This is a genomic window from Erwinia artemisiae (assembly GCF_051400835.1).
Taxonomy (GTDB): Bacteria; Pseudomonadota; Gammaproteobacteria; order Enterobacterales; family Enterobacteriaceae; genus Erwinia; species Erwinia aeris.
Genome location: NZ_JBLFFM010000002.1, coordinates 305,204 through 330,300 on the forward strand (window position 1 = coordinate 305,204; position 25,097 = coordinate 330,300).

A 25,097-nucleotide genomic window follows, 5' to 3' on the forward strand; every position below is an offset into this window, starting at 1 on the left:
GCCTGCGTACATCTTCAGACAGGTGTCTCTTTTTCGCTGACGGCTGAGAGGATTTATGAGCGACAATAGCGCAGTACCGCACTATCCGGCGGCCAGCAGTCGCCCCGTTTTCCAAAAGAACAGTCGGCTCTCCGTGCTGCTGTTTATTCTGCTGCTGGTGCTGGGCATCGCCTTCGCCGGCGTGAACCTCTTTCGTGACGTCAGCGACGCGGGCGGCGCCAGCACCAGCTACGTTCCCTATCTGCTGCTCGGCATGGCGCTGCTGATTGCGCTGGGCTTTGAGTTCGTCAACGGCTTTCACGATACGGCCAACGCCGTGGCGACGGTGATCTATACCCACTCGCTGACGCCAACCGTGGCGGTGATTTGGTCGGGATTTTTTAACTTCCTGGGCGTGCTGCTTTCCAGCGGCGTGGTCGCCTTCGGCATTATTTCGCTGCTGCCCGTGGAGCTGATTTTACAGGCGAGCAGCGGCGGCGGCTTCGCGATGGTTTATGCGCTGCTGTTTTCCGCTATTCTCTGGAACCTGGGCACCTGGTGGTTTGGCCTGCCCGCCTCCTCTTCCCATACGCTTATCGGCTCTATTATCGGCGTCGGCGTGGCGAACGCGCTGATCCACGGCCGTACCGGCACCAGCGGCGTGGACTGGGATCAGGCGCTGAAAGTGGGCTATGCGCTGCTGCTGTCGCCGGTAGTGGGCTTTGTCTGCGCGGGCCTGCTGCTGCTGGTGATGAAGCGCGTGGTGAAAAATCGTCGCCTGTATAGCGCGCCGCAGGGCAACCGCAAGCCGCCGGTGTGGATACGCGGGCTGCTGATTTTAACCTGTACCGGCGTCTCTTTCGCGCACGGTTCCAACGACGGTCAGAAAGGCATGGGGCTGATAATGCTGATCCTGGTCGGCACCATGCCGATGGCCTACGCGCTGAACCGTTCTATCCCTGCTGAACAAAGCCCGCGCGTGGCGGCGCTGGCTACCGTGACGCAACAGGAGCTGCTGCGCCAGTCGTCCGGCGTGCCGATGCCCGCTTCGCCCTACGACGTGCTGACGGCCTACGTGCGCACCACCACGCTGACGCCGCAGGTTCTTCCCGCGCTGGCGCAGCTAACCGGCGCTATTGGCGATCAGATCCGACAATACGGCACCGTGGATAAGATCCCGGCGCAGGCCGTTTCTAATACCCGCAATACTATGTATCTGGCTTCGGAAACCATCAAGCATCTGAAGAGCGAACCGCAGTTCAGGCTGCCCGCGCAGACGCAGCGGGATCTGGATGCGCTGAAGGCAGAGCTGGATAACGCCACGCGCTTTATTCCCTGGTGGGTGAAGGTGGTGGTCGCTATCGCGCTGGGTCTGGGGACGATGGTGGGCTGGCGCAGGATCGTGGTAACGGTGGGTGAAAAAATCGGCAAAACGCACCTGAGTTACGCCCAGGGCGCCAGCGCGGAGCTGGTGGCAATGGCGACTATCGGCGCCGCAGATGGTTTTGGACTGCCGGTTTCCACCACGCACGTGCTCTCTTCCGGCGTGGCGGGCACCATGGCCGCTAACCGTTCCGGGCTACAGCTTGCCACGCTGCGCAACCTGGCCATGGCCTGGATATTAACGCTGCCGGTGTCGATCCTGCTTTCCGCCTCGCTTTACTGGCTTTTTACCCGCTTTTAACCGCCGCTTCAGGCTGCATCACCTTGATGCAGCCTTAGTTTTCTAACGCTGCGCCCGCCCGCAGGCGTAACCGCATAATCACCACCAGCGCAAAAGCCACCACCACAGCCGCTGCCAGATAAACGGTATCAATACCCCAGCGCCCTATCAGCAGTCCCGCCACCGGCCCGGTGATGCCCAGGCCAAAATCCAGAAAGGCAGAATAGAGGCCGAGCGCCGATCCCTGGTTTTGCGGCGCCACCTGCCTGATAGCCTCCACGCCCAGCGCCGGAAAGATCAGCGAAAAGCCGGAGCCGGTCAGAAACGCGCCGATATCCACCACCAGCGACGAGTGCGCCTGCCAGATAATCAGCAGGCCAACGCACTCGATAGCGAAAGAGCAGGCGGAAACGCGCAGGCCGCCAAACCGGCTGATAAAGTTGCTGAACACCAGACGCATCGCCACAAAACCCGCGCTGAACAGCGTCAGCGAAAAGGCCGCGCCGCGCCAGCCGTGGCTGGCAAAATAGAGCGTGATAAAGGTGGCGATAACGCCGAAGCCGATAGTGCCCAACCCCAGACAGAGTCCGTACGGCCAGATACGGGAAAACACCTGGTTAAACGGAATGCGCTGGCCTGTAGTGACCACCACCGCCGCACGGCGAGACGCCAGCCAGAAACCAAAAACCGCCATCAGCACAATCAATCCGGCAAAACCAGGGATGCCGAAGGCGGCGTTAAGCATCACGCCCAGCGGCGCGCCCATCGCCATCGCCAGATAGGTCGCCACGCCGTTCCAGGAGATTACCCGCGCGCTTTGCGTGGTGCCGACAATATTAATGCCCCAGAGAATGGAGCCGGTGGCGGTCAGGCTTTCGCCCAGCCCTAACATAACGCGCCCGATAGCCAATAAAATCAGGCTGGTTAGCGGCGTGCTAAACATCACCGCCAGGATGCTGAACAAACCGCTGGCGCCGCACAGCACCAGGCCCATCAGCACCACTTTTTTCGGGCCGAGCAGATCGGCATAGCGCCCGGCCTGTGGACGGCTGATCAGGGTAGCGAAGTATTGCAGGCTGATAATTAAGCCAGCGATAAAGGTGCTGTAGCCCAACTGGTTATGCACGTAGCCAGGCAGAACCGCCAGCGGCAGACCGATAGAGAGGTAGCAAAAGAAGGTGAAAATCACCACGGAAATAATGCGCTTGTTGAGCTGAGCGCTGGATAAGGCTGGGATCGCAGACATGTCAGAGCCGGAAAATAAGTATGATAAGCCTCACATCATACCCTTAGCACAAGGTGAGATCCTGCGGCTAAATGTTACAAATTTGTAATAGGAACGGCGAGTTATCTCACCGTTAACGCATAGCGATCCACCGCCAGCGCGATCTCGCCTGAGGTTTTCAACGCGCGTACCTGGCTAAACAGATCGCTGGCTTCCTGATAGGCTTTGCGCAGATAGCCCAGCCACTGTTTGATCCTGGCAACATGATAAAGCCCGGTATCACCCTGTTTTTCCAGCTGCACGTAGCGCTGTAGCAGCGTCACCACCTGCGGCCAGGGCAAAGGCGGTTCGTTATATTTAATCACCCGGCTCAGATTGGGCACATTAAGCGCGCCGCGCCCGATCATCACGGCGTCGCAGCCCGTTACCCGCAGACAATCCTGAGCGCTTTGCCAGTCCCAGATTTCACCGTTGGCGATAACCGGGATAGTCAGACGCTGGCGGATCTCGCCAATCGCCTGCCAGTTAATCCGCTCCGGCTTGTAACCATCTTCTTTGGTTCGCCCGTGCACCACCAGTTCGCTGGCGCCGGCCTGCTCTACCGCATCCGCGATTTCAAACTGTCGCGCGCCTGACTCCCATCCCAGCCGCACCTTCACCGTCACCGGCAAATGCGCAGGAACGGCTGCGCGCATCGCTTTCGCGCCGCGATAAATCAGCTCGGGATCTTTCAGCAGGGTGGCGCCGCCGCCGCTGCCGTTAACGGTTTTGGAAGGACAGCCGCAGTTCAGATCGACGCCCCAGGAGCCCAGCTCCACCGCGCGCGCCGCGTTTTCCGCCAGCCATTCAGGATACTGACCCAGCAGCTGAATACGCACCAGCGTGCCGGAAGGCGTACGGCTGGCGTGAAGCAGCTCCGGACAGAGCCGGTAAAAGGATTTGGCAGGCAAAAGCTGATCGACCACCCGCAGAAACTCGGTGATACAGAGATCGTAATCGTTGACGTCGGTGAGCAGTTCGCGCACCAGTGAATCAAGCACGCCCTCCATCGGGGCAAGTAAAACGCGCATGTCACAAACCGTTGCTGATAAAGGAAAGAGGAGGCTGGCTTAACCGCCAGCGAAAACAAGGGGATCGGGCGATCCCCTTTATTTACCGTTACGCCGGATTAGAACGACGCTGACGGGTTTTGTTGGTGCGCGGTGCGCCAGCGCTTTCGCCCTGACGACGTGGGCCGCTGCCCTGACGCTCCGACTGGCTACGCTCGCCGCTGGCTGCCTGGCTACGGCCACCGCCGTTACCGCTACGACCGCGTTCGCCGCCGCGATTGCCCTGCGGCGCGCCGCGACCACGGCCTGCACCGCCGCCACCGCCGCCACGCTGCTGACGACCGTTCTGAATCGGCTCCGCTTTGATGCTCGGATCCGGCTCGTAGCCTTCAATAGCGATACGCGGGATCTCACGCTTCAGCACGCGCTCGATATCGCGTAGCAGCTTGTGCTCGTCCACGCAGACCAGCGACAGCGCTTCGCCGGTGGCGGCAGCACGACCCGTACGGCCGATACGGTGCACATAATCTTCCGGCACGTTCGGCAGCTCGTAGTTAACTACGTGCGGCAGTTCGGAAATATCGATACCGCGCGCAGCGATGTCGGTCGCCACCAGTACGCGAATGTTGCCGTCTTTAAAGTCGCTCAGCGCACGGGTACGCGCGCCCTGGCTCTTGTTGCCGTGGATGGCGGCGGCGGTGATGCCATCTTTATTCAGCTGTTCAGCCAGATGGTTAGCGCCGTGCTTGGTGCGGGTAAACACCAGCACCTGCTGCCAGTTGTCGCGACCAATCAGGAAAGAAAGCAGTTCCCGCTTGCGCTTTTTGTCCACAAAGTGCACGTGCTGGGTAATCTGCTCGGAAGCGGTGTTGCGGCGAGCCACTTCCACCTGCTCCGGGTTATGCAGCAGTTTTTCCGCCAGGGTTTTGATCTCGTCGGAGAAGGTAGCGGAAAACAGCAGGTTTTGACGCTTAGCCGGCAGCTTGGACAGCACGCGACGGATATCGTGGATAAAGCCCATATCCAGCATACGGTCCGCTTCGTCCAGCACCAGGATTTCAACCTGTGACAGATCCAGCGCGTTCTGATGCTCCAGATCCAGCAGACGGCCCGGTGTTGCCACCAGCACGTCAACGCCGCCGCGCAGCTTCATCATCTGCGGGTTGATGCTGACGCCGCCAAAGACGACCAGCGAGCGCAGATCCAGATATTTACTGTAATCGCGCACGTTTTCGCCAACCTGCGCGGCCAGCTCGCGGGTTGGGGTTAAGATCAGCGCGCGAACGGGGCGGCGACCTTTTGGATGCGGGCTTGAGCTGCTCAGCAGCTGCAGCAGCGGCAGCGTAAAACCAGCGGTTTTACCGGTACCGGTCTGGGCGCTGGCCATCAGGTCGCGCCCGCCCAGTACGACAGGGATCGCCTGACGCTGAATAGGGGTTGGCTCGTTATAGCCCTGTTCGTTAACTGCACGCAAAATATCGGCATTAAGGCCGAGAGAATCAAATGACATAAAGTTGACTGACTCCGGTTCCGCCCTGACCGCGACAAGCGGTGTAGTTTCCAGGGGGAGAATATGACGCCAGGCTCAGCCTGACGCTTGAAAGGGGGCACAAACCACGGTGCGTAAGGGCCGGATTATAACAGATGTTCCACGCCCGGCGCGAAATATTCTTTCACGGTCAAAAAAGCGGCGGGTTTATCACGGGAACAGGGGCCGGGAAGCTGCAGGATGGCGGGCCGTCGCGGCCCGCCCGGCGTTAACGGCGAACGCGCACCGGCTCTTTAGCCAGCAGCGAAACCACGGCGGGCCCGGTCAGCATGACCACGCCAACGCAGCCCAGCAGCAGGTTGTTATGCACTACGCGGGACAGCAGATACAGCACCAGCATCGCGGCGCCAAAATAGTAAGTGGTGGTGACGTCTTCCAGGAAGTCGCCCAGGCGACGTAAACGCGGCAGGCGCTGGGCCGGCAGCATGACGATAAAGACGCTGGCGTACATCGCCAGTAACACCGAGCTGACCTGGAACAGCGCATGATGCTGCCAGCCCCAGACAAGGGCGGCAATCAGCAGCAGGTGCAGCGTGATATGGACACAGGTTTGTCCGGTAACAATCTGAACACGATTGGACCATTTCATTATTTTATCTCCCGACAGACCTGACTGAGGTCTGCCCAAGCCTGGCTGTCACAGTAAGTGACAACGCATTTCATCAGACTACCGTAGTTCTTAATTAATGCCGTAAATTTCTGCACTTAGCGGCACACTTTTGTGACAAGGACTACACTTTACTCTTCCTGATCCGAAGAGGAGAGCGCGCACAGTATGTCACAAAAACCGCAAGGATTTTCATTAAAAGTCCTGACGATCAATACGCACATGGGTTTCAGCGCGACCAATAAGCGTTTTATTTTGCCGGAATTAAGGGATGCGGTCAGAGATACCTCGGCCGATATTGTCTTTTTGCAGGAGGTCATGGGCTCTCACGATCTGCACTCTATTAAGGTGCAGAACTGGCCCGACACGCCCCATTACGAATTTCTTGCCGAGATGATGTGGCAAGATTTCGCCTATGGGCGCAACGCCGTCTATCCTGAAGGCCATCATGGCAACGCGCTGCTGTCCCGTTTTCCCATTTTGTCCTATGAAAACCGGGATATCTCCGTAGAGGGCACGGAAAAGCGGGGCCTCCTGTACTGTAAAATAACGCTCCCCGACAGCGACAAGATTTTGCATACCGTCTGCGTGCATCTGGGCCTGCGGGACGCGCATCGCGCCGCTCAGCTAACCATGCTCTGCGAGCTGCTTAATAGTCTGCCGCCGGATGAACCCGTGGTGGTGGCGGGCGACTTCAACGACTGGCAGCAAAAAGCCAATAAAATATTACAACGAGGAGCGGGGATGGAAGAGGTATTCAGCCAGAAAAACGGCCGCCCGGCACGTACCTTCCCTGCCCGCTTTCCTCTGTTACGACTGGATCGAATTTACGTTCGTAATGCCGCCGTCAGTCATCCGCAAAAAATACCGCTGCGACCCTGGTCGCACCTGTCCGATCACGCGCCTCTGGCTGTGGAGATACACTTATGAAAACGGAATGGCGTGACGGTAATCGCCTGCGCCTGTTGGCCAATGGCGAACAATATTTTCCCCGCGTCTTCGAGGCGATCCGCCGCGCAAAAGAGAGCGTGCTGCTGGAAACTTTTATTCTTTTTGAGGATGAAGTCGGGAAAGCCCTGCAGGAAGTTATTCTGGATGCCGCCACGCGCGGCGTAAAGGTTGAAATGCTGCTGGACGGCTATGGCTCTAACGACCTTTCGCCGGAATTTATCCGCAGTCTCACCTCCGCTGGCGTGCGCTTTATCTTTTACGATCCGCGCCCGCTGGTGCTTGGCATGAGAACCAACGTTTTCCGCCGCATGCACCGTAAAACCGTGGTTTGCGACGGTGAAATCGCTTTTGTCGGCGGCATTAACTATTCCGCCGAGCATAATTCCAGCTACGGCGAGGAAGCGAAGCAGGACTACACCGTCGAGGTCAAAGGCCCGGTGGTGGAAGATATTGCCCGCTACGTCAAGGAGGCGATCAACAGCGAACAGCCTGTCAGGCGCTGGTGGAACGGACGGTCGCACCGCGCCGTGCGCAACCGTGCGCCGGGCGATGCGCAGGTGCTGTTTGTCTGGCGAGATAACGACGAGCACCGCGACGATATCGAGCAACACTATATCGATATGCTGCGCGAGGCCAAAGAAGAGGTGATTATCGCCAACGCCTATTTCTTCCCCGGCTATCGTCTGCTGCGCGAAATGCGCTCGGCGGCCCAGCGCGGCGTATCGGTGAAATTGATCGTGCAGGGCAAGCCCGATATGCCGATCGTCAAGGTCGGCGCAGAGCTGCTGTATAACTATCTGGTCGGCGGCGGCGTGGAGGTATACGAATATATCCGGCGTCCGCTCCATGCCAAAATTGCCATCCAGGATAAATTCTGGTCAACGGTTGGCTCCAGCAATCTCGATCCGCTTAGCCTGTCGCTGAATCTGGAGGCGAATCTGATCATTCACGATCGCGCATTCAACCAGACCCTGCGCACCGAACTGGCGCGTTTGCTGGCCGAAGATTGCGTACGGGTGGATGAAGATAAGCTCCCTCCTCAAAACTGGTGGCAGCTGGGGAAAAGCATTGTGGTCTTCCACTTCCTGCGGCATTTCCCGGCGATTGCCGGCTGGCTGCCCGCGCATACGCCTAAGCTGGCGCAGATCGCGCCGCCGGTGCAGCCTGAAATGGAAACCCAGGATCGCGTCGAATCTGACAGTGAAAAAGAGAGGGCTAAATCCTGATGTCTCAGTCACATGCTCGCTGGAAATGGATAAAAAAAGGGCTGACCGGCCTGTTTTTTATCGCGGTAATCGTGCTGCTGGTGATTTACGCCCGCAAGGTTAACTGGCATGACGTGCTTAACGTTATTACCAACTATAACCGCACGGCTATTCTCGCCTCCGTAGCTCTGGTGGTGGTCAGCTATCTGACCTATGGCCTCTACGATTTAATCGGCCAGGCCTACTGCGGCCACAAGCTGCAAAAGCGGCAGGTGATGCTGGTGTCGTTTATCTGCTACGCCTTTAACCTGACGCTCAGTACCTGGGTAGGCGGCGTGGCGATGCGCTACCGGCTCTATTCGCGGCTCGGCCTGAGCGGCAGCACCATTACGCGTATTTTTTCGCTCAGTATCGCCACCAACTGGCTGGGCTACGTGCTGGTGGCCGGTATCGTTTTCAGCAGCGGCGCGGTGCCGATCCCCAAAGGCTGGTTTATTGGCGAAGGCACGCTGCGCGCGATCGGCGTGGGGCTGCTGGCCTTTGTGGTGTTTTATCTTGCGCTCTGCGCCTTCTCCAAACGTCGCCGCTGGACGGTAAAAGGCCACAAGCTGGCTTTGCCCTCTTTCCGCATGGCGATGCTGCAGTTTGCGGTGTCCAGCGCTAACTGGCTGGTGATGGGGATGATTATCTGGCTGCTGTTTGCGCAGCAGGTTGATTATCCTCAGGTGCTGGGCGTGCTGCTGATCAGCAGTATTGCGGGCGTGATTATTCATATCCCTGCCGGGATTGGCGTGCTGGAAGCGGTATTCCTGGCGCTGTTGAGCGGCGAGCATCTGTCGCACGGCGCCATTATCGCCGGGCTATTGGCCTATCGCGTCATCTACTTTATCGCGCCGCTGCTGTTGGCGCTGGTGCTTTATCTGTGGCTGGAGAGCCGGGCGAAAAGCCTGAGGCATAAAAACCAGCAGGATATGCAAAAGCAGGCGTAAAAAAAGGGGCGGTAAACGCCCCTTGTTCATTAACGGCGGTTGCCGAAAATCCGCAGCAGCATCAGGAACAGGTTAATAAAGTCCAGATACAACGTCAGCGCGCCCATAATCGAGTGGCGGCGCAGATTCTCTTTATCCCGCACATCAATATTCTCGCCGATATTTTTCAGCTTCTGCGTGTCATACGCGGTCAGCCCGACGAACACCAGCACGCCGATATAGGTAACGGCCCACATCAGCGCGGTGCTTTTCAGCCAGAAGTTAACCAGCGACGCCAGCAGAATACCGATCAGCGCCATAAACAGGATGCTGCCCATCCGGCTCAGATCGCGCTTAGTGGTATAGCCCCAGAAGCTCATTACGCCGAACATCCCGCCCGTGACCACAAAAGTGCTGGCGATAGACGAATAGGTGTATAGCAAAAAGATGCTGGCCAGCGTCAGCCCGGTCAGCGCCGAATAGAGCATAAACAGACCGGTCGCGACCGCGCCGCTCAGCTTGTGCACCATGCCGGACAGCACAAAGACCACGGCCAGCTGGGCGATAATCAGCCCGTAAAAGGTAATTTTATTGGCAAAAACCAGCTGCATGACCGCAGGGGTGTTGGCCGCAAACCAGGACACGAAAGCGGTCAGCAGCAGACCGCAGGTCATCCAGCCGTAGACCTGCGCCATGTAGGTTTGCAGGCCCGTGGTGGCGCCGGAAACAATAGAACCGTTGGAACGAGGATATCTTTCCATGATGCTCTCCTTTAAGGTGAATTTACTGCTAAGTCTGGCACAGTCCGGCCGGGTTGGGCCAGCAGCGCCTGTAGCTTTTTCGTGACAAAAATTTCCCTTGCACCACAAACCTGGCCTGACGCCCCGCGACTGTATAAAGGTCAACCATTTTTTGCCGATAGAGTGAACACAGGGAGAACGCTTACCGGGAAGTCTGAGAACAATTTAATTCACTCCAGGGGTTCCTGATGAACAAGCCACACCAGAAGCGAAAAATGAGCACGCGCACCATGATGCTCCTGACCGGCGCGTTAACTATCACGCTCGGTTTTACCATCACTATTGGCCTGCTCAGCTGGCAGTCCAGCCAGCAACAGCGCAAAATCGCCGAGCAGTATCTGGGACAAATTGCCCAAAGCAACGCGCTCAGCGTGCAGCAAAGCCTTGATTACGCCCGCACGGTAGCCAGAGATATGGGCCAGAGCATTCTCGCCCTGCCCGCCGCTGGCGTGCCCGACCGCAAAGTCGCGGAAGAGTTAATGAAGGCAGCCATGAAGCAGAATCCGAACTATCTGTCGCTGTCGATCACCTTTGAAGCCAATGCCTTTGACGGCAAAGATGCGGAATTCGCCGCCCAGCCTGGTACGCCGCCGCAGGGACGTTTCGCGCGCTTTGTCGATCGCGACAGCGCAGGCAATTTCGCCATGCATAATCTGGAATCCATCTTCACGCCCGGCCAGGGCGACTACTATCTGATCCCGCAAAAGCTGCAAAAGGATGTGTTGATTGAACCTTACAGCTACGCCTATAACGGCGTGCCGACGCTGCTGACCTCGGTGGCGGCGGTGATTATGGATAACGGCCAGCTGAAAGCGGTCGCCACGTCCGATATCTCGCTCGCCTCGTTGCAAAAAAGCGTGGGCGCGGTGAAGCCCTGGAGCGGCACCGGCTATGCGCTGCTGCTTTCCAACAAAGGCCTGGTGGTGTCCAGCCCTGACAAAGCGGAAGCGGGCAAGGCCTATAAAGGCGAAACCAACGGCTTTACCCAGGATGTGGTGCAGCATTTTGACCACGTGCTGGGCGAGGATGTGCTGGAAACCTGGCGCCCTGTGACCATCGGCAACAGCCAGCAGCCCTGGTATCTGGGCGTGGTAGCGCCGGTCAGCGCGGTCATGGCGGAGGCTAACCGTCAGCTGATCCATGCGCTGATTATGATGGTGCTGAGCATTGTGATTGTTTGCGCCGTGCTGGGTGTGCTGTTCAGCCGAAAAATCTCCCGGCCGGTGGGCGGCGAACCTTCTCAGGCCGCAGAAATCGCGCTTGGCGTGGCGGAAGGCAACCTCAGCGCGGATATTCCGGTTGGCGCGCAGGACAGGCAAAGCATTTTCTTCGCCATGCAGACCATGCAGCAGCAGCTGCGCACGATGGTTGGCGAGATCATTTCCGCCAGCGATTCCGTCCGCCAGGGCGCAGAAGAGATCGCTTCCGGCAACCTCGATCTGGCATCACGTACCGAACAGCAGGCCGCCGCGCTGGAAGAGACCGCCGCCAGCATGGAACAGCTTACCGCCACGGTGAAGCACAATGCCGATAACGCGCACAGCGCCACCGAGCTGACCGATAACGCCACCGCTATCGCACAGCGAGGCGAGCAGCTGGTGCAGCAGGTGGTGGAAATCATGCAGCAGATTGACGAAAGCTCGCAGAAAATCGGTGCGATCACCAGCATCATTAACGGCATTGCTTTCCAGACCAATATTCTGGCGCTTAACGCCGCGGTGGAAGCCGCTCGGGCTGGCGAACAGGGCCGTGGTTTCGCCGTGGTGGCGTCGGAAGTACGCAGTCTGGCGCAGCGCAGCGCCAACGCGGTAAAAGACATCTCGGCGCTGATTGGCGAATCAACGCAGCGCGTGAATACCGGGGTTTCGCTGGTGCAGGACGCGGGCAGAACCATGCAGGAGATGAATACCGCCGTGAATTCCGTGAAGACGATTATCGGCGAGATCGTGCACGCTTCCGACGAGCAGTCGCAGGGCATTGGCCAGGTGACGGTGGCCGTCAACCAGATGGACGGCGCGACGCAGCAGAACTCCGCTTTAGTTCAGCAGATGTCCGCCGCCGCCGCTTCGCTGGAAGATCAGGCGAAACAGCTGGCGCAAACGGTACAAATTTTCAGGCTGGAATCGGCATAACGGAAGATGGCAGCCTCTTAGTGAGGCTGCCTTAATCGCTCAGGATAACGTCAGGCAAAAGCATCCGGGCCTTTGCGCGCCAGCGTATTCAGTACCCTTAACGCCGCGCCGTTAGGTTTCTTTTCGCCCCGCTCCCATTTGGAAATGGTTACCACCGACATATTGACGTATTCGGCCAGCATCGCCTGGCTGAGATCGAAACGCTCGCGCAGCTGCCGTATCGCCTGGCCGGGCATATCCTGCACCGCCGGAAGACGCTGGCGTAGCTCCTGCAATCGAACACGGGCATCAATGTAGTGCACGGTTTCAGCAGAAACGCCGCCGACTTCATGAAAGTCGTGGGCGATTTCCTGTAAGTCCATTAAATGGTCAACCATCAAATTTAACCTCTCGCATTTTTCCTGCGGTCAGTGCTTCCTGCCTCTGACAGCGCTTATGCTACCGTACTAAGGACAGTAGCAAAGCGCAATATTTAACCATATCGACTTAGTTTGCCCGTCCCAGACAGCTTTGATAACGTCCGTCCACGCGCTGCGCGAACCAGGCGGTAGTCAGACTGCGGGTAATTTTCGGGCTTTCCAGCTTAATACCGGGCAGCATCTCGCGCGGCTGACGCCTGCCGGCATTTTTATCCGCCCGGGCAAACACCTGCTGCCATAAGTCGGTTTTTTCAAACGCCAGCGTTTCGCCTTTCTCCAGCGCGCTGCGGATGGCGCCGTCGCTTAACCCTAAGTGCAACGCCCGTACCGCCAGCTCGGTGGAGCCGGCCGCATCCGAACCGTACTGGATCAAATCGCCGTCCAGCGCCAGTTTAATGCCGCTAAGCCGCGCCACGGCAGCCTGAAACGCCGCGTTGCGGCTGGCATACCAGCCCGCGTTAAAATCCGCGAAGCGGTAAAGCGTTTTGCTGTAGTTAGCCGGATAGCCAAGCAGATGGCGGGTGCCGAACCAGACGCCGCCGCGACGGCTGAACACTTCCCGACGAATAGTGCCATCGATTGGGTAAGGGTAGCCATCGGCATGGGCCTCGGCAAAGGCAATGCTGACCTGCATCGGGCCGCCGGTGTGGATAGGGTTGAGGTTGCCAAACAGCGTCTGCCCCATCGGCACCATATTGATAAAATCATCAAAAATGGCGCTCAGCTCTTTTTCGCTGCGCACCTTGTCCAGCCTGTCGGTATAGCTCTCGCCGTTCGGCGATTTGATCCGCAGCGCGGTACGCACCACGAAGGAGGGAATATGCAGCTTGCCCGCGCGGCGGTCGATTTCGCCCCAGGCGATTTTCGGCAGGCCCGGCACGCTGGCGTTAGCATTAAAGGTGGTTTCCTGATCGGCGACGGCAATAACGGCGCAGACGTTGCTGACGGAAGGATCGAGCTTCTGGCTGGTGAACGCGGCGAAGATGTCGTCGGTCCAGCCCTGACGATCGCTGACTTTGGACGGCAGCAGCCGGGTGATCTGCGCTTTTACATCGGCCGGGCGCCGCTCGGGCAGCTTCTTTTCAGGCTGAGTGCTACAGCCTGCCAGCACCAGCAAGGCCAGCAGCGACAGACGTTTAACGGCGGAGTAAACCATGACTTTCCCTGAGTAAAAAAAATTTACCTCAAGGTTACACAGCGAAACATGATTAATCCATCAGAGCGGGCTAAAACAGCCCCGGAACGGCCCGCCCTTGCCGACCGGCGGCAAAGAACCGCTATGCCCAGCGCGAGGCGGCTTCTTTATCGCTGTCGCGGGCATCAACCCAGCGCTCGCCTTCCGGCGTGGCTTCTCTTTTCCAGAACGGCGCGCGGGTTTTCAGATAATCCATAATAAATTCCGCCGCCGCAAAAGCCGCGCCTCGATGTGCGCCGCTGACGCCAACCAGCACGATTTCATCGCCGGGAAACAGCTCGCCGATACGATGGATCACCGTCACGCGCTGCATCGGCCAGCGTTCGCGCGCTTCGGCCACAATCTCCGCCAGCGCCTTTTCGGTCATCCCCGGATAATGCTCCAGCGTCAGCGCAGAAACGTTATCGCCCAGGTTGTGATTGCGCACTTTGCCGGTAAAGGTCACCACCGCGCCATCTTCATCACAGGCGGCCAGCCAGCGGTACTCTTCGGCCATCTCAAACGGCGCCTGCCCTACTCTGATCCGGGTTTCCATTTTAGCCTCCGGTTACCGGTGGGAAAAACGCGACCTCGTCGCCCGCTTTCAGCGGATGCTGGGCGGAAACCAAAGTCTGATTGACCGCCGCCAGCAGCTTGTCTGACGAGAGCGCCAGCGACCAGCGATCGCCTCGCTGCGCCAGTGCCGCACGCAGCGCTTCCACGGTGGCGTAGTCTTCGGTAACGCTGATGCTGTCGGTGCCGACCAGCTCGCGCACCTGCGCAAAAAAAAGGACGTTAATCATGCTTATCCGCCTTAAAATCGCCGGATTTGCCGCCGCTTTTGCTCAGCAGTCGGCACTGTTCAATGCTGATATCTTTCTGCACCGCTTTGCACATGTCGTAAATGGTCAGCGCGGCCACCGAGGCCGCCGTCAGCGCCTCCATCTCTACGCCGGTTTTGCCGGTCAGACGGCACAGCGATTCGATACGCACGCGGCTGTTGGCGGTATCGGCGCTCAGCGTCACTTCGACCTTGCTTAGCAGCAGCGGATGGCACAGCGGGATCAGCTCCCAGGTACGCTTGGCGGCCTGAATACCCGCAATGCGCGCCGTGGCGAAGACATCGCCCTTGTGATGGCTGCCGTCCAGGATCATCTGGAGCGTATCGGGATGCATCACCACAAAGGCTTCCGCACGCGCTTCACGTACGGTGTCGTTTTTGGCGGAGACATCTACCATGTGCGCCTCGCCGGAGGCGTTAATATGGGTCAGTTGGGACATAGTTCAGGGCTTCTTCAGGTGCGAGACAAAATTACAGGGGCGAGTGCGGGCGTCGAGCTGATCGCGGATAATGCTTTCCCAGGCGCTTTGACAGGCGCGGGTGGAGCCGGGAACGGCAAAAATCACCGTCTGGTTGGCCATGCCCGCGACGGCGCGCGACTGAATGGTCGCGCTGCCGACATCTTCCCAGGAAACCATGCGGAACAGCTCGCCAAAGCCGTCGATTTCACGATCGAACAGCGGCAGCAGCGCTTCCGGCGTGCTGTTTTTGCTGTTAAAGCCCGTCCCGCCGTTCACGATCACCACCTGGACATCCGCGCTGGCGATCCAGCTGGAGACCACGGCGCGAATGCGGTAGCGGTTGTCTTTCACCAGCGCGTGATCCAGCACCTGATGCCCGGCTTCCGCCAGCGCTTCACGCAGATAGTCGCCCGAGGTATCTTCCGCCGCGTCGCGGCTGTCGGAGACGGTCAACACCGCCACGTTAAGCGGGATAAATTCCGCCGTCGATTTTGCCATTGTAGACTCCATGCGTTAGCCGCCGATAAAAGAGAGATTCTGCGTGATGCCGGTGTTGCCCTGATGCAGAAAATGCGTCTGCTTTTTGGTTTTCAGGCTGGCGGCAATGCGCGCCTGCAACTCTGCCTGCTGATCGTCGCTTTGCAGCAGATCGCGCAGCGACACGCCACCATCGCCAAACAGACAGAGGTGCAGCTTGCCGACGGCCGACACGCGCAGGCGGTTACAGCTGGCGCAGAAATTTTTCTCGTAGGGCATGATCAGGCCGATTTCACCGGCATAGTCCGGATGGCAGAACACCTGCGCCGGGCCGTCGCTGCGCCCGCGTAGCTGGCGAACCCAGCCCTGCTGGAGCAGCTGGTCGCGGATCACCTCGCCTGATACGTGGTGATTACGGAACAGATCGCCGCCTTCGCCGGTTTCCATCAGCTCAATAAAGCGTAGCTGGATTGGCCGGTCGCGGATCCAGTCAAGGAAGGTTTGCAGGCTGTGATGGTTAACGTCGCGCATCAGCACGGTGTTGACTTTGACCTTGCTGAAGCCTGCGTCAAAGGCCGCGTCAATACCCGCCATGACCTGATGGAATTTGTCCTGACCGGTGATAGCGTGAAACTGACGGGCATCAAGGCTGTCGATGCTGACGTTCAGCGCCGTCAGCCCCGCTTCACGCCAGGACGCCACGTCACGCGCCAGCCGGTAGCCGTTAGTGGTGACCGCCAGCTGACGAATAGCGCTGTTTTCGCGCACCGCGGCGATAATGTCGGTAAAATCGCGACGCAGCGAAGGTTCACCGCCCGTCAGGCGCACCTTTTCCGTGCCCGCCGCCGCAAAGGCACGGGTGACGCGCCGGATTTCATCCAGCGAGAGGAAGCTTTTGTTGGTGACGCCCTGCGGCTTGTAGCCATCCGGCAGGCAATAGGTACAGCGGAAATTACAAACGTCTGTGATCGACAGGCGCAGATAGTAAAAGCTGCGGTCGAAATTATCAGTAAATTGTGACACCAGAACACCTTTCCAAATATCGGGAGATGCAGGCATTTCTTTCTGCACCCTGGCAACGTAAAGTTGCGGCCAAAGCACCCTATCCGAAGACTTAGGCGCCAGGGCTAAGTGTGACTTACCGGTATGGTAAGCCATGGTAGTAAAAGTCTACTGCTAACGAAGCGCGGTTGCCAGTAAGGAATTTCGCTATGTATTTTGATATATAACGTTTTTTTACCGCCGTTTTACGGCACCTTAGCGTAAAATAAGGCAAAAACCACTGACAGGCTGGCTGCACTGTTAACATATTGAAGGAATTTTATGCGTAACCGTACTCTGGCCGATCTCGATCGCGTCGTGGCGCTTGGCGGCGGGCATGGCCTGGGCCGTGTTTTATCCGCGCTGTCGTCGCTCGGCTCACGCCTGACCGGCATTGTCACGACCACCGATAACGGCGGCTCCACGGGACGTATTCGTCATGCGGAAGGCGGCATCGCCTGGGGTGATATGCGCAACTGCCTGAACCAGCTGATTACCGAACCCAGCGTGGCCTCCGCCATGTTCGAGTATCGCTTCGGTGGCCAGGGCGAGCTGGCCGGACATAACCTGGGTAATCTGATGCTGAAAGCGCTGGATCACCTGAGCGTGCGGCCGATCGAGGCGATCAATCTGATCCGCAGTTTGCTGAAGGTGGATGCTTTTCTGATCCCCATGTCCGAACAGCCGGTCGACCTGATAGCCCTTGACGATCGGGGTCAGCAGGTTTACGGCGAAACGGCGATCGACAAGCTTGCCATGCCGCCGCGCGAGCTGCTGCTTTCGGCCAGAGCCAACGCGACCAAAGAAGCGGTTGAGGCAATCCACGAGGCCGACCTGATCCTGATTGGGCCAGGCAGTTTCTATACCAGCCTGATGCCGGTGCTGCTGCTGCCGGATATGGCGCAGGCGCTCAGACGCACGCCCGCGCCGATGGTGTTTATCGGTAATCTGGGCAAAGAGCTTAGCCCGGCGGCGGCACAGCTGACGCTGGCGGATAAGCTGACCGTCATGGAAAAATATATCGGCAGGAAGGTGATTGATGCCGTCGTGGTCGGCCCGCATGTGGATACTACGGGCGTCAGCGAACGCCTGATCGTGCAGGAGCCGCTGGAGGCGGCGGATATCAAATACCGCCACGACCGCCAGCTGCTGCACAGCGCGCTGGAGCACGCGATCCAGCGACTGGGCTAGCGCGCCGAAACCCTTGCTCCCAGGACGAGACGGCGACGGCCTGGTGCCGCGTCTCAGGAAGCGGCAATAAACAGCTCGCGTACCTGATGCAGCTGATCGCGTACGTTGGCGGCCTCTTCGAACTCCAGGTTTTTGGCGTGCTCCTGCATTTTCGTTTCCAGCTCGCGGATACGCTTCTGCAACCCTTTTGGCGATAAATCGACCACCGCCGCATCGTCCTCCACCACATCGCGAGGCGATTTAAGGCGTTTCGGTTTATTTTTGTTGATGCCCTGGCCCAGCTCCAGAATGTCGGCGATCTTCTTGTTGAGCGCCTGCGGCACAATGCCTTTTTCCTTGTTGTAGATCTCCTGCTTCTCGCGGCGACGTTCAGTTTCGCCAATCGCCCTTTCCATCGACGGCGTAATTTTATCGCCGTAGAGAATAGCCTTGCCGTTAACGTTACGCGCGGCGCGACCGATAGTCTGGATCAGCGAGCGTTCGGAACGCAGGAAGCCCTCTTTGTCGGCATCCAGGATCGCCACCAGCGAAACTTCCGGCATATCCAGACCCTCACGCAGCAGGTTGATGCCGACCAGCACGTCAAACTTGCCGAGGCGGAGGTCGCGAATGATCTCCACACGCTCTACGGTGTCGATATCCGAGTGCAGATAGCGCACCCGCTCGCCGTGTTCGGTGAGGTACTCGGTCAGGTCTTCCGCCATACGCTTGGTCAGCACCGTCACCAGCACACGCTCGTCAATCGCCACGCGCTTGCGGATTTCCGACAGCAGATCGTCAACCTGAGTAGCGACCGGACGCACTTCGATCAGCGGATCCAACAGGCCGGTCGGACGCACCACCTGATCCACCACTTCGCCGCCCGATTTTTCCAGCTCGTACTTGCCTGGCGTAGCGGAAACGTAGATGGTCTGCGGCGCCAGCGCCTCGAACTCTTCAAACTTCATCGGACGGTTATCCAGCGCCGACGGTAGGCGGAAGCCGTACTCCACCAGCGTTTCTTTACGCGCCCGGTCGCCGCGATACATGCCGCCGATCTGCGGGATGGTGACGTGCGATTCGTCAATCACCAACAGGCCATCCGCCGGCAGATAGTCAAACAGCGTCGGCGGCGCCTCGCCAGGCCCACGGCCGGAAAGGTAGCGCGAGTAGTTCTCAATGCCCGAGCAGTAGCCCAGCTCGTTCATCATTTCTAAATCGAACTGCGTGCGCTGGGAAATACGCTGCTCTTCCAGCAGCTTATTGTTCGCCAGCAGCGTTTTACGGCGATCGGCCAGCTCGACTTTAATGTCTTCCATCGCCTGTATGATGCGCTCGCGCGGCGTCACGTAGTGCGTCTTTGGATAGATGGTATAGCGCGGGATCACCGAGGTGATCTGGCCCGTCAGCGGGTCGAAAATCGACAGCCGTTCGACCTCTTCGTCAAACAGCTCGACGCGCAGCGCATAGTCGTCCGATTCCGCCGGGAAGATATCGATCACTTCGCCGCGTACGCGGAAAGTCCCGCGCTGAAAAGCCTGGTCGTTGCGGCTGTATTGCAGCTCCGCCAGACGCCGCAGAATGGCGCGCTGATCGATAACCATGCCGCGCGTCAAATGCAGCATCATTTTCAGATAGGAATCCGGATCGCCCAGGCCGTAAATCGCCGACACCGACGCCACCACGATGACATCCCGACGCTCCAGCAGCGCTTTGGTCGCCGACAGACGCATCTGTTCAATATGCTCGTTAACGGAGGCGTCCTTTTCGATAAAGGTATCCGAACTGGGCACGTAGGCTTCCGGCTGATAGTAGTCGTAGTAGGAGACGAAATACTCCACGGCGTTTTCCGGAAAGAATTCCTTCATCTCCCCGTAAAGTTGCGCCGCTAAGGTTTTATTCGGCGCCAGCACCATCGTAGGCCGATTGAGATCGGCGATGACGTTGGCAACGGTAAACGTTTTGCCCGACCCCGTTACGCCGAGCAGCGTCTGATGCGCCAGTCCATCCTGCAGCCCTTCTTCAAGGCGGCGAATGGCTTCAGGCTGATCGCCGGAAGGTTGAAAGGCGGAATTAAGTTTAAAGACTTTGCTCATTGCATGGCTACCTGATGATGAAAAGCGCGGACAGGGTGGTAATTTTACTCTGCTATGACGATTTTGCCAGCAAAAAATACTGGATATATCTCCAGTTATCGATTAGAACAAAGGGAAGGCAGCGCGCGTGTGGGCCAACAGCGTTGAACGGATGCTTAAGCGGCAAGAAAGTGAAGGGGTTATCCCCAGCCGGACTGAAACTTTAACATTTGTCAAGACATCCTGACAAAATGGCGCGGGCAAAATATGCTGCGATCCTTCCCCGCTTGATTTTCACTAACGCCTTGAAATTTAATGCAATGTTATTTCAGCCGAGTTTAGCACCAACTCAAGCTTAAGCCGCGCCGGCTCTCGCCTTTTACAGGTTTTCAGTCATTCATACACATGGTTATCCACAGGAATGGTGGATAACTGATTTCAACGCCCAACCCGTCTGCTGTGTATAAAACGCAGCGTCCTGTGAGCGGGTACGCAAAAAAAATTTTTTCCTTAAATTTTTTACCTGTCCTGCGCGGTCTTGTCCGACCTGAAGCATACTTCTGCCTTCAGGGCTATCCCCATTAAGGCTTTTTTTTCAGCGGGTCGGGCGGCCGATCTGCCTTACAGGCAGGCGCCTGCACCATAAATGTTGGGTTTAGGGCACCATCAAAGTGCAGTCGGAAATTTCCGTCGGCAATTGTTAACCTTTTCTGACCAATTACCCGCCCTGCTTTCCTGATTTGCCGGTCGTTTTTTTCTGCATTTTAAAACCTGGCCTGCGAATTGCAGTTCCTGTTGACCGCCTCACGCTTTCAACATACCAGAGCGAGAAGCCCAAGCCATGGACGCTGCGTCCATGGTCAATCCTTCGTCACGCTACGAAGGCGCGCTCGAAAACTGTCTGGAGGAGAGTGTCAGATGCTGAGCTTACATGCGATAAATCAGTTTTACGGGCAGGATCATATTTTATGGGATGTGGATCTGGAACTGCCGCCGGGCACCTGTACGGGCGTGCTGGGAAGGCCGGGAATGGGGAAAACCACGCTGGTCAACTGCATCATGGGCCACCTGCCGATTAACAGCGGCACCATTATGTGGCAGGAAGGCAATCTGCCGCCGCAAAATCTGCTGCAGCAGCCGGTAGAAAAACGCGCGGCGCTCGGCATCGGCTATGTGCCTCAGGGGCGGCATATTTTCTCACAGCTCAGCGTCGAGGAGAACTTGCAGATAGCGCTGCTGGCGGGCGCAGGACAACAGCGCCATCCGGCCATTCCGCCGATGGTTTTCGATCTTTTTCCCGCGCTTTATTCGCTTCGTCACCGGCGCAGCGGCGAACTGCCGCTCGATCAGCAGCAGCAGCTGGCGCTGGCCAGAGCGCTGGTGCTCCAGCCGAAGCTGCTGATCCTGGACGAGCCGACGGAGGGCATGTCGCCCTGGCTGGAAGAGGAGATGGGGAATTTGATCCATCGGTTGAATCACGATTTCGGCTTGACCATTCTGCTACTTGAGCAGCGGATCTCTTTTATCCGTAAGGTGGCGGACTATTTCCTGCTGCTGCATCGTGGGCGCAACGTGGCCCACGGCAGCGTGGCGCAGCTGGATGAGAGAATAGTCAACACCTGGCTGACCGTTTAGTCATGCCCTCCGGCGCGCTGCCAGAGGGCATCGCCTTATTCCGGCAGGCGCACGTAGTGACCAAGCCGGTCAAAATCGGCGCTGTCGGTGAGATAAGGGATTTCACCCAGCAGCGGCGCGGGCAGCCGCTGTTGCAGCGTCGCCATGTATTCCGCATGACGCCTGCCCGGCGGCTGCACCGTATTGGCTATCCAGCCAGCCAGACGCAGACCGCTGGCCGTGACGGCCTGCGCCGTCAGCATGGCGTGATTGATGCAGCCCAGCTTGACGCCGACCACCAGCACCACGGGCAGCTGTTCCAGCGTCACCCACTCCGCGAAGGTCGTCGTGGCTGAAAGCGGCGTAAACCAGCCGCCCGCGCCTTCGGTCAGCACCCACTCCGCCTGCTCGCGCAATGCCGCCAGGCCAGCCGAAAGCTGAGTAAACTCAATGGGCCTGCCCTCTTCCGCGCTGACGATATGCGGAGACGTCGGCTCCAGAAAGGCCAGCGGATTGATCTGCTCATAAGGCAGCGTCAGCACGCTGTTGCGCTGTAAAGCCAGCGCGTCGCTGTTGCGGATACCTTCCGCCGTCATTTCACAGCCGGAAGCAACGGGCTTATAGCCTACGCTGCGCAATCCGGCGGCGCGGGCAGCCTGCAACAGCGCGGTACTGGCGACCGTTTTCCCTACTTCCGTATCCGTTCCGGTAATAAACCAGCTACTCACAATCAATCACTCCATACAGCAGATGATAGCTGAGCAGGAAACCGCGCTCGTCGCGCGGCCAGCTCTGCGCCAGCTGACTCAGATGATGACGGCTCAGCAGGCCGTCACGGCGGCCCTGATGCAGATGCGTGGCGCCGATGCCCTTCAGCGAACGCAGCGCGCCGAGCACGTCCGGGAAAGCCAGCGTCTGCGTCTGCGGGATTAGCCGAAGCCCGAGCGAGCTTCCCGCGTCCGCTATTTGCGCCTCGCTCAGAAAACGGTTAACGGGCGCGGGCAGATCCAGCGCCTGCCAGGCCTGGTTAAGCTCGTTCAGCGAGCCGGCGGCCAGCGTTGAAAACAGCACCTGGCCGCCAGGCCGGGTCACGCGGCGCATTTCGGCCAGCGCCAGCCGTAAGTCGCTGCACCACTGCACGGCAAGGTTGCTCCAGCACACGTCGAAGGCGGCATCGGTAAAAGGCAGCGCTTCGATATCGCCCAGCTGATAGGCATCGGCCGTGTCGCCAAGCCGCGCCTCGTTCAGCATGGCCGGAGAAAGATCCAGCGCGGTGACCTTGTTGCCCGCACTGCGCCAGCGCTTGCTGAACCAGCCCGGCCCGCAGCCCGCATCCAGCACCTGCTTTTGCTCACAGCCGCGCGCCAGCGAAAAGAGTGCTTCGCCGCTCAGCCGCTGCAGCTCCGCGTGCCGGTTGTAGCTCTGCGCCGCCCGGCCGAAGGCTCTGGCGATCGCCGCTTTATTGACCGTTTGCGTCATGCAGCGCCTCCAGCAGTCGTTGAATATCTTCTTCCTGATGCGCCGCGCTCAGCGTGATGCGCAGCCTCGCCGTTCCCGGCGGCACGGTGGGCGGGCGGATAGCCGTTACCCAGCATCCCTTTTCCCGCAGCCGTTCCGCCAGCCGCAGCGCCGCCTGCTCTTCACCTACCAGCAGCGGCTGAATAGCCGTTGAAGAAGGCAGGATCGCCAGCCCGCCAGCCGCTGCGCCTTCGCGAAACAGGCGGATATTCTTTTGCAGCCGCGCGCGCAGGTCGTCGCCCTGCTGTACGGCGCGTAAAGCCGTCTGGAGCGCGAAAGCCTGCGCGGGCGGCATCGCCGTGCTGTAGATCAGATGACGCGCGAACTGCAACAGGTAGTCCGCCGTCTCTTCGCTACAGAGCACTGCCGCGCCGCTCAGCCCAAATGCCTTGCCGAAAGTCACGATCAGCAGCTCCGGACGCACGTTCTGCTGCCAGCAGCTGCCGCGCCCCTGCTCGCCCGTTACGCCGATGCCGTGCGCATCGTCCACCAGCAGCCAGCCGTTGTGCAGAGCGGTAAGCTGATGCAGCTCTTGCAGCGGCGCGCTGTCGCCATCCATGCTGAAAACGCCTTCCGTCACCACCAGCGTTTCGCCGCCGTCGGCAGGGCTGAAAAGTTTCGCCAGCGCTTCCGGCTGATTGTGCGCAAAGCGGCGCAGCGTAGCCGGACTGAGCGAGGCCGCTTCCAGCAGCGAAGCGTGCGCCAGGCGATCGGCTAAGATGCGATCGTTTTTCTGCAGCATTGCGGCAATGATTGCCTGATTCGCCGCAAAGCCTGAAATAAACAGCAGCGCGCGCGGATAGCCCAGCCAGTCGGCCAGCTGCTGCTCAAACGCCTGATGAGGCGCGCCATAGCCGGTAACGTGACCCGATCCGCCTGCGCCGACGCCGTAGCGTTCGGCCCCCTGCTGCCAGGCGGCGATAACGTTCCGATCCCGGCTCAGCCCCAGATAGTCATTAGCGGAGAAGTTCAGGTAGCGACGGTCGTTCACGCACAGGGTGCGCACGTCGTCGTGCTGGCTGACGCGGCGCTGGCGAAACTGCTGCTTCTCCCGGCGCTCCGCAAGCGCCAGGCTGATGCGTTGTTGCCAGCCCATTTACACGGCCGCGTTATAGAACTGGTCGGTATCGGCATTCAGCAGCTGACCCGCCAGCGCCTGCTGCTGCTCGTTGTCGCCCGCTTCCGTGGTGGTGTGCGCCGGATTCAGGCCCAGCTTGCGGAACAGGATCAGATCCTTATCCTCTTCCGGGTTCGGCGTGGTCAGCAGCTTGCAGCCGTAGAAAATCGAGTTGGCGCCAGCCATAAAGCACATCGCCTGCGTCTGCTCGCTCATCTGCTCGCGGCCGGCGGAAAGACGCACGTGGGAGGTCGGCATCATAATGCGCGCCACGGCGATGGTGCGGATAAAATCGAAAGGATCGACATCGTCGTTGTCGGCCAGCGGCGTGCCTTTGACCTTGACCAGCATGTTGATCGGCACGCTTTCCGGCGGCACCGGCAGGTTAGCCAGCTGCACCAGCAGACCGGCCCGATCGTTAACGGTTTCGCCCAGGCCGACGATGCCGCCGGAGCAGACTTTAATGCCCGCGTCGCGTACCTTGCCCAGGGTGTCCAGGCGCTCCTGATAGCTGCGGGTGGTGATAATGCTGCCGTAGAATTCCGGCGAGGTATCCAGGTTATGGTTGTAGAAATCCAGCCCGGCGTGCGCCAGCCGCTGCGCCTGCTCATCGCTCAGCGTGCCCAGCGTCATACAGGTTTCCAGCCCCATTGCTTTAACGCCTTTGACCATCTGCTCCAGATAAGGCATATCGCGTTCGTGCGGGTTTTTCCACGCCGCGCCCATGCAGAAGCGGTCAGATCCTGCGGCTTTGGCTTTGCGGGCAGAGGTCAGCACCTCTTCCACTTCCATCAGGCGCTCCGCTTCCAGGCCGGTTTTATAGCGGGCGCTCTGCGGACAATATTTACAGTCTTCCGGACAGGCGCCGGTTTTGATCGACAGCAGCGTGCTGACCTGCACCTGACGCGGATCGAAATGTTGACGATGCACCTGCTGTGCTTCAAACATCAGCTCCAGAAAAGGCTTGTCGAAAAGGGCCTGGGCCTGGGCGACTGTCCAGCGATTTGCCATTGCTTGCTCCAAAAGAAAAGATCTCATGTTCATTTTACGGTTATACTTGTA

The 25,097-nt window shown here is 58.8% G+C and carries 24 protein-coding genes and 1 riboswitch; of the genes, 7 read left to right on the forward strand and 17 right to left on the reverse strand.

Annotated elements, in window-relative coordinates; genetic code table 11:
- Nucleotides 1-55: 55 nt before the first annotated feature.
- Nucleotides 56-1,663, forward strand: a complete 1,608-nt coding sequence (locus ACMGEE_RS05995; RefSeq protein ID WP_253454818.1) for an inorganic phosphate transporter — start codon at nucleotides 56-58, stop codon at nucleotides 1,661-1,663.
- Nucleotides 1,664-1,697: 34 nt separating this feature from the next.
- Here the strand turns inward: ACMGEE_RS05995 and ACMGEE_RS06000 are convergent, their stop codons facing one another.
- The 4 genes from ACMGEE_RS06000 to ACMGEE_RS06015 all read right to left on the reverse strand — a co-directional run bounded on the left by ACMGEE_RS06000 (nucleotide 1,698) and on the right by ACMGEE_RS06015 (nucleotide 6,054).
- Nucleotides 1,698-2,888, reverse strand: a complete 1,191-nt coding sequence (locus tag ACMGEE_RS06000) for an MFS transporter (protein WP_369894954.1) — start codon at nucleotides 2,886-2,888, stop codon at nucleotides 1,698-1,700.
- Nucleotides 2,889-2,989: 101 nt separating this feature from the next.
- A complete protein-coding gene (dusC, locus tag ACMGEE_RS06005; protein ID WP_253454820.1) occupies nucleotides 2,990-3,937 on the reverse strand; it encodes a tRNA dihydrouridine(16) synthase DusC in 948 nt (315 codons plus the stop codon).
- Nucleotides 3,938-4,025: 88 nt separating this feature from the next.
- On the reverse strand, nucleotides 4,026-5,426 hold the full coding sequence (gene rhlE / locus ACMGEE_RS06010) for an ATP-dependent RNA helicase RhlE (protein WP_253454821.1): 1,401 nt from the start codon (nucleotides 5,424-5,426) through the stop codon (nucleotides 4,026-4,028).
- A 247-nt stretch (nucleotides 5,427-5,673) separates the two neighbouring features.
- Nucleotides 5,674-6,054 carry a YbhQ family protein gene (locus ACMGEE_RS06015; protein WP_253454822.1) on the reverse strand — a complete coding sequence of 127 codons (381 nt, stop codon included), beginning with the start codon at nucleotides 6,052-6,054 and terminating at the stop codon, nucleotides 5,674-5,676.
- 186 nt (nucleotides 6,055-6,240) lie between these two features.
- Here ACMGEE_RS06015 and ACMGEE_RS06020 point away from each other — a divergent pair, with 186 nt between their 5' ends.
- From ACMGEE_RS06020 to ACMGEE_RS06030, 3 genes are read left to right on the forward strand one after another with little or no spacing between them, the layout of a single operon-like run.
- Nucleotides 6,241-7,002 (forward strand): endonuclease/exonuclease/phosphatase family protein, encoded by a 762-nt coding sequence (locus ACMGEE_RS06020; protein ID WP_436829804.1) that lies wholly within the window; start codon nucleotides 6,241-6,243, stop codon nucleotides 7,000-7,002.
- Complete coding sequence (gene clsB, locus ACMGEE_RS06025; RefSeq protein ID WP_301729815.1) at nucleotides 6,999-8,249, forward strand: cardiolipin synthase ClsB; 1,251 nt, start codon at nucleotides 6,999-7,001, stop codon at nucleotides 8,247-8,249. Before ACMGEE_RS06020 ends, clsB begins: the two co-directional genes overlap by 4 nt.
- The gene (locus tag ACMGEE_RS06030; protein ID WP_253454825.1) at nucleotides 8,249-9,217 is read left to right on the forward strand and encodes a lysylphosphatidylglycerol synthase domain-containing protein; all 969 of its coding nucleotides are present in this window, start codon (nucleotides 8,249-8,251) and stop codon (nucleotides 9,215-9,217) included. The genes clsB and ACMGEE_RS06030 overlap by 1 nt, the downstream gene beginning before the upstream one ends.
- Nucleotides 9,218-9,246: 29 nt before the next feature.
- Here ACMGEE_RS06030 and ACMGEE_RS06035 read toward each other — a convergent pair whose 3' ends face one another.
- Nucleotides 9,247-9,957 carry a Bax inhibitor-1/YccA family protein gene (locus tag ACMGEE_RS06035; protein WP_125288836.1) on the reverse strand — a complete coding sequence of 237 codons (711 nt, stop codon included), beginning with the start codon at nucleotides 9,955-9,957 and terminating at the stop codon, nucleotides 9,247-9,249.
- 227 nt (nucleotides 9,958-10,184) lie between these two features.
- Here ACMGEE_RS06035 and ACMGEE_RS06040 point away from each other — a divergent pair, with 227 nt between their 5' ends.
- Complete coding sequence (locus ACMGEE_RS06040; protein WP_436829805.1) at nucleotides 10,185-12,128, forward strand: methyl-accepting chemotaxis protein; 1,944 nt, start codon at nucleotides 10,185-10,187, stop codon at nucleotides 12,126-12,128.
- A gap of 50 nt (nucleotides 12,129-12,178) precedes the next feature.
- On the opposite strand, the gene ACMGEE_RS06045 is transcribed toward ACMGEE_RS06040, so the two are convergent.
- From ACMGEE_RS06045 to moaA, 7 genes are all read right to left on the reverse strand, one after another.
- Nucleotides 12,179-12,505 (reverse strand): helix-turn-helix domain-containing protein, encoded by a 327-nt coding sequence (locus ACMGEE_RS06045; RefSeq protein WP_436829806.1) that lies wholly within the window; start codon nucleotides 12,503-12,505, stop codon nucleotides 12,179-12,181.
- 109 nt (nucleotides 12,506-12,614) lie between these two features.
- On the reverse strand, nucleotides 12,615-13,703 hold the full coding sequence (locus tag ACMGEE_RS06050; RefSeq protein ID WP_253454829.1) for a DUF1615 domain-containing protein: 1,089 nt from the start codon (nucleotides 13,701-13,703) through the stop codon (nucleotides 12,615-12,617).
- 121 nt (nucleotides 13,704-13,824) lie between these two features.
- Complete coding sequence (gene moaE, locus ACMGEE_RS06055) at nucleotides 13,825-14,277, reverse strand: molybdopterin synthase catalytic subunit MoaE (RefSeq protein ID WP_125288839.1); 453 nt, start codon at nucleotides 14,275-14,277, stop codon at nucleotides 13,825-13,827.
- Nucleotide 14,278: 1 nt separating this feature from the next.
- A complete protein-coding gene (gene moaD / locus ACMGEE_RS06060) occupies nucleotides 14,279-14,524 on the reverse strand; it encodes a molybdopterin synthase sulfur carrier subunit (protein WP_253454830.1) in 246 nt (81 codons plus the stop codon).
- Nucleotides 14,517-15,002, reverse strand: a complete 486-nt coding sequence (gene moaC / locus ACMGEE_RS06065; RefSeq protein WP_253454831.1) for a cyclic pyranopterin monophosphate synthase MoaC — start codon at nucleotides 15,000-15,002, stop codon at nucleotides 14,517-14,519. Before moaC ends, moaD begins: the two co-directional genes overlap by 8 nt.
- A 3-nt stretch (nucleotides 15,003-15,005) precedes the next feature.
- Nucleotides 15,006-15,521 (reverse strand): molybdenum cofactor biosynthesis protein B, encoded by a 516-nt coding sequence (gene moaB, locus ACMGEE_RS06070; protein WP_253454832.1) that lies wholly within the window; start codon nucleotides 15,519-15,521, stop codon nucleotides 15,006-15,008.
- Nucleotides 15,522-15,536: 15 nt separating this feature from the next.
- Entirely contained in the window at nucleotides 15,537-16,526 is a 990-nt protein-coding gene (gene moaA / locus ACMGEE_RS06075) for a GTP 3',8-cyclase MoaA (protein WP_253461063.1), read from the reverse strand.
- Nucleotides 16,513-16,646: riboswitch (molybdenum cofactor riboswitch) on the reverse strand. It overlaps the preceding gene by 14 nt.
- Before the next feature lie 177 nt (nucleotides 16,647-16,823).
- Between moaA and ACMGEE_RS06080 the strand changes: the two genes are divergently transcribed.
- A complete protein-coding gene (locus tag ACMGEE_RS06080; RefSeq protein WP_301251295.1) occupies nucleotides 16,824-17,732 on the forward strand; it encodes a gluconeogenesis factor YvcK family protein in 909 nt (302 codons plus the stop codon).
- A 53-nt stretch (nucleotides 17,733-17,785) separates the two neighbouring features.
- On the opposite strand, the gene uvrB is transcribed toward ACMGEE_RS06080, so the two are convergent.
- Nucleotides 17,786-19,807, reverse strand: a complete 2,022-nt coding sequence (gene uvrB, locus ACMGEE_RS06085; RefSeq protein WP_301251296.1) for an excinuclease ABC subunit UvrB — start codon at nucleotides 19,805-19,807, stop codon at nucleotides 17,786-17,788.
- An 897-nt stretch (nucleotides 19,808-20,704) separates the two neighbouring features.
- Between uvrB and ACMGEE_RS06090 the strand changes: the two genes are divergently transcribed.
- Nucleotides 20,705-21,421 carry an ABC transporter ATP-binding protein gene (locus ACMGEE_RS06090; RefSeq protein WP_253454835.1) on the forward strand — a complete coding sequence of 239 codons (717 nt, stop codon included), beginning with the start codon at nucleotides 20,705-20,707 and terminating at the stop codon, nucleotides 21,419-21,421.
- A 35-nt stretch (nucleotides 21,422-21,456) separates the two neighbouring features.
- On the opposite strand, the gene bioD is transcribed toward ACMGEE_RS06090, so the two are convergent.
- Genes bioD through bioB form a run of 4 tightly spaced genes read right to left on the reverse strand, consistent with a single transcriptional unit; the run spans nucleotide 21,457 to nucleotide 25,046 of the window.
- Nucleotides 21,457-22,128 (reverse strand): dethiobiotin synthase, encoded by a 672-nt coding sequence (gene bioD, locus ACMGEE_RS06095; protein WP_253454836.1) that lies wholly within the window; start codon nucleotides 22,126-22,128, stop codon nucleotides 21,457-21,459.
- On the reverse strand, nucleotides 22,121-22,879 hold the full coding sequence (gene bioC / locus ACMGEE_RS06100; protein ID WP_436829807.1) for a malonyl-ACP O-methyltransferase BioC: 759 nt from the start codon (nucleotides 22,877-22,879) through the stop codon (nucleotides 22,121-22,123). Before bioC ends, bioD begins: the two co-directional genes overlap by 8 nt.
- Complete coding sequence (bioF, locus tag ACMGEE_RS06105; RefSeq protein WP_436829808.1) at nucleotides 22,860-24,014, reverse strand: 8-amino-7-oxononanoate synthase; 1,155 nt, start codon at nucleotides 24,012-24,014, stop codon at nucleotides 22,860-22,862. Before bioF ends, bioC begins: the two co-directional genes overlap by 20 nt.
- Complete coding sequence (bioB, locus tag ACMGEE_RS06110; RefSeq protein ID WP_253454839.1) at nucleotides 24,015-25,046, reverse strand: biotin synthase BioB; 1,032 nt, start codon at nucleotides 25,044-25,046, stop codon at nucleotides 24,015-24,017.
- Between the last annotated feature and the right edge of the window lie 51 nt (nucleotides 25,047-25,097).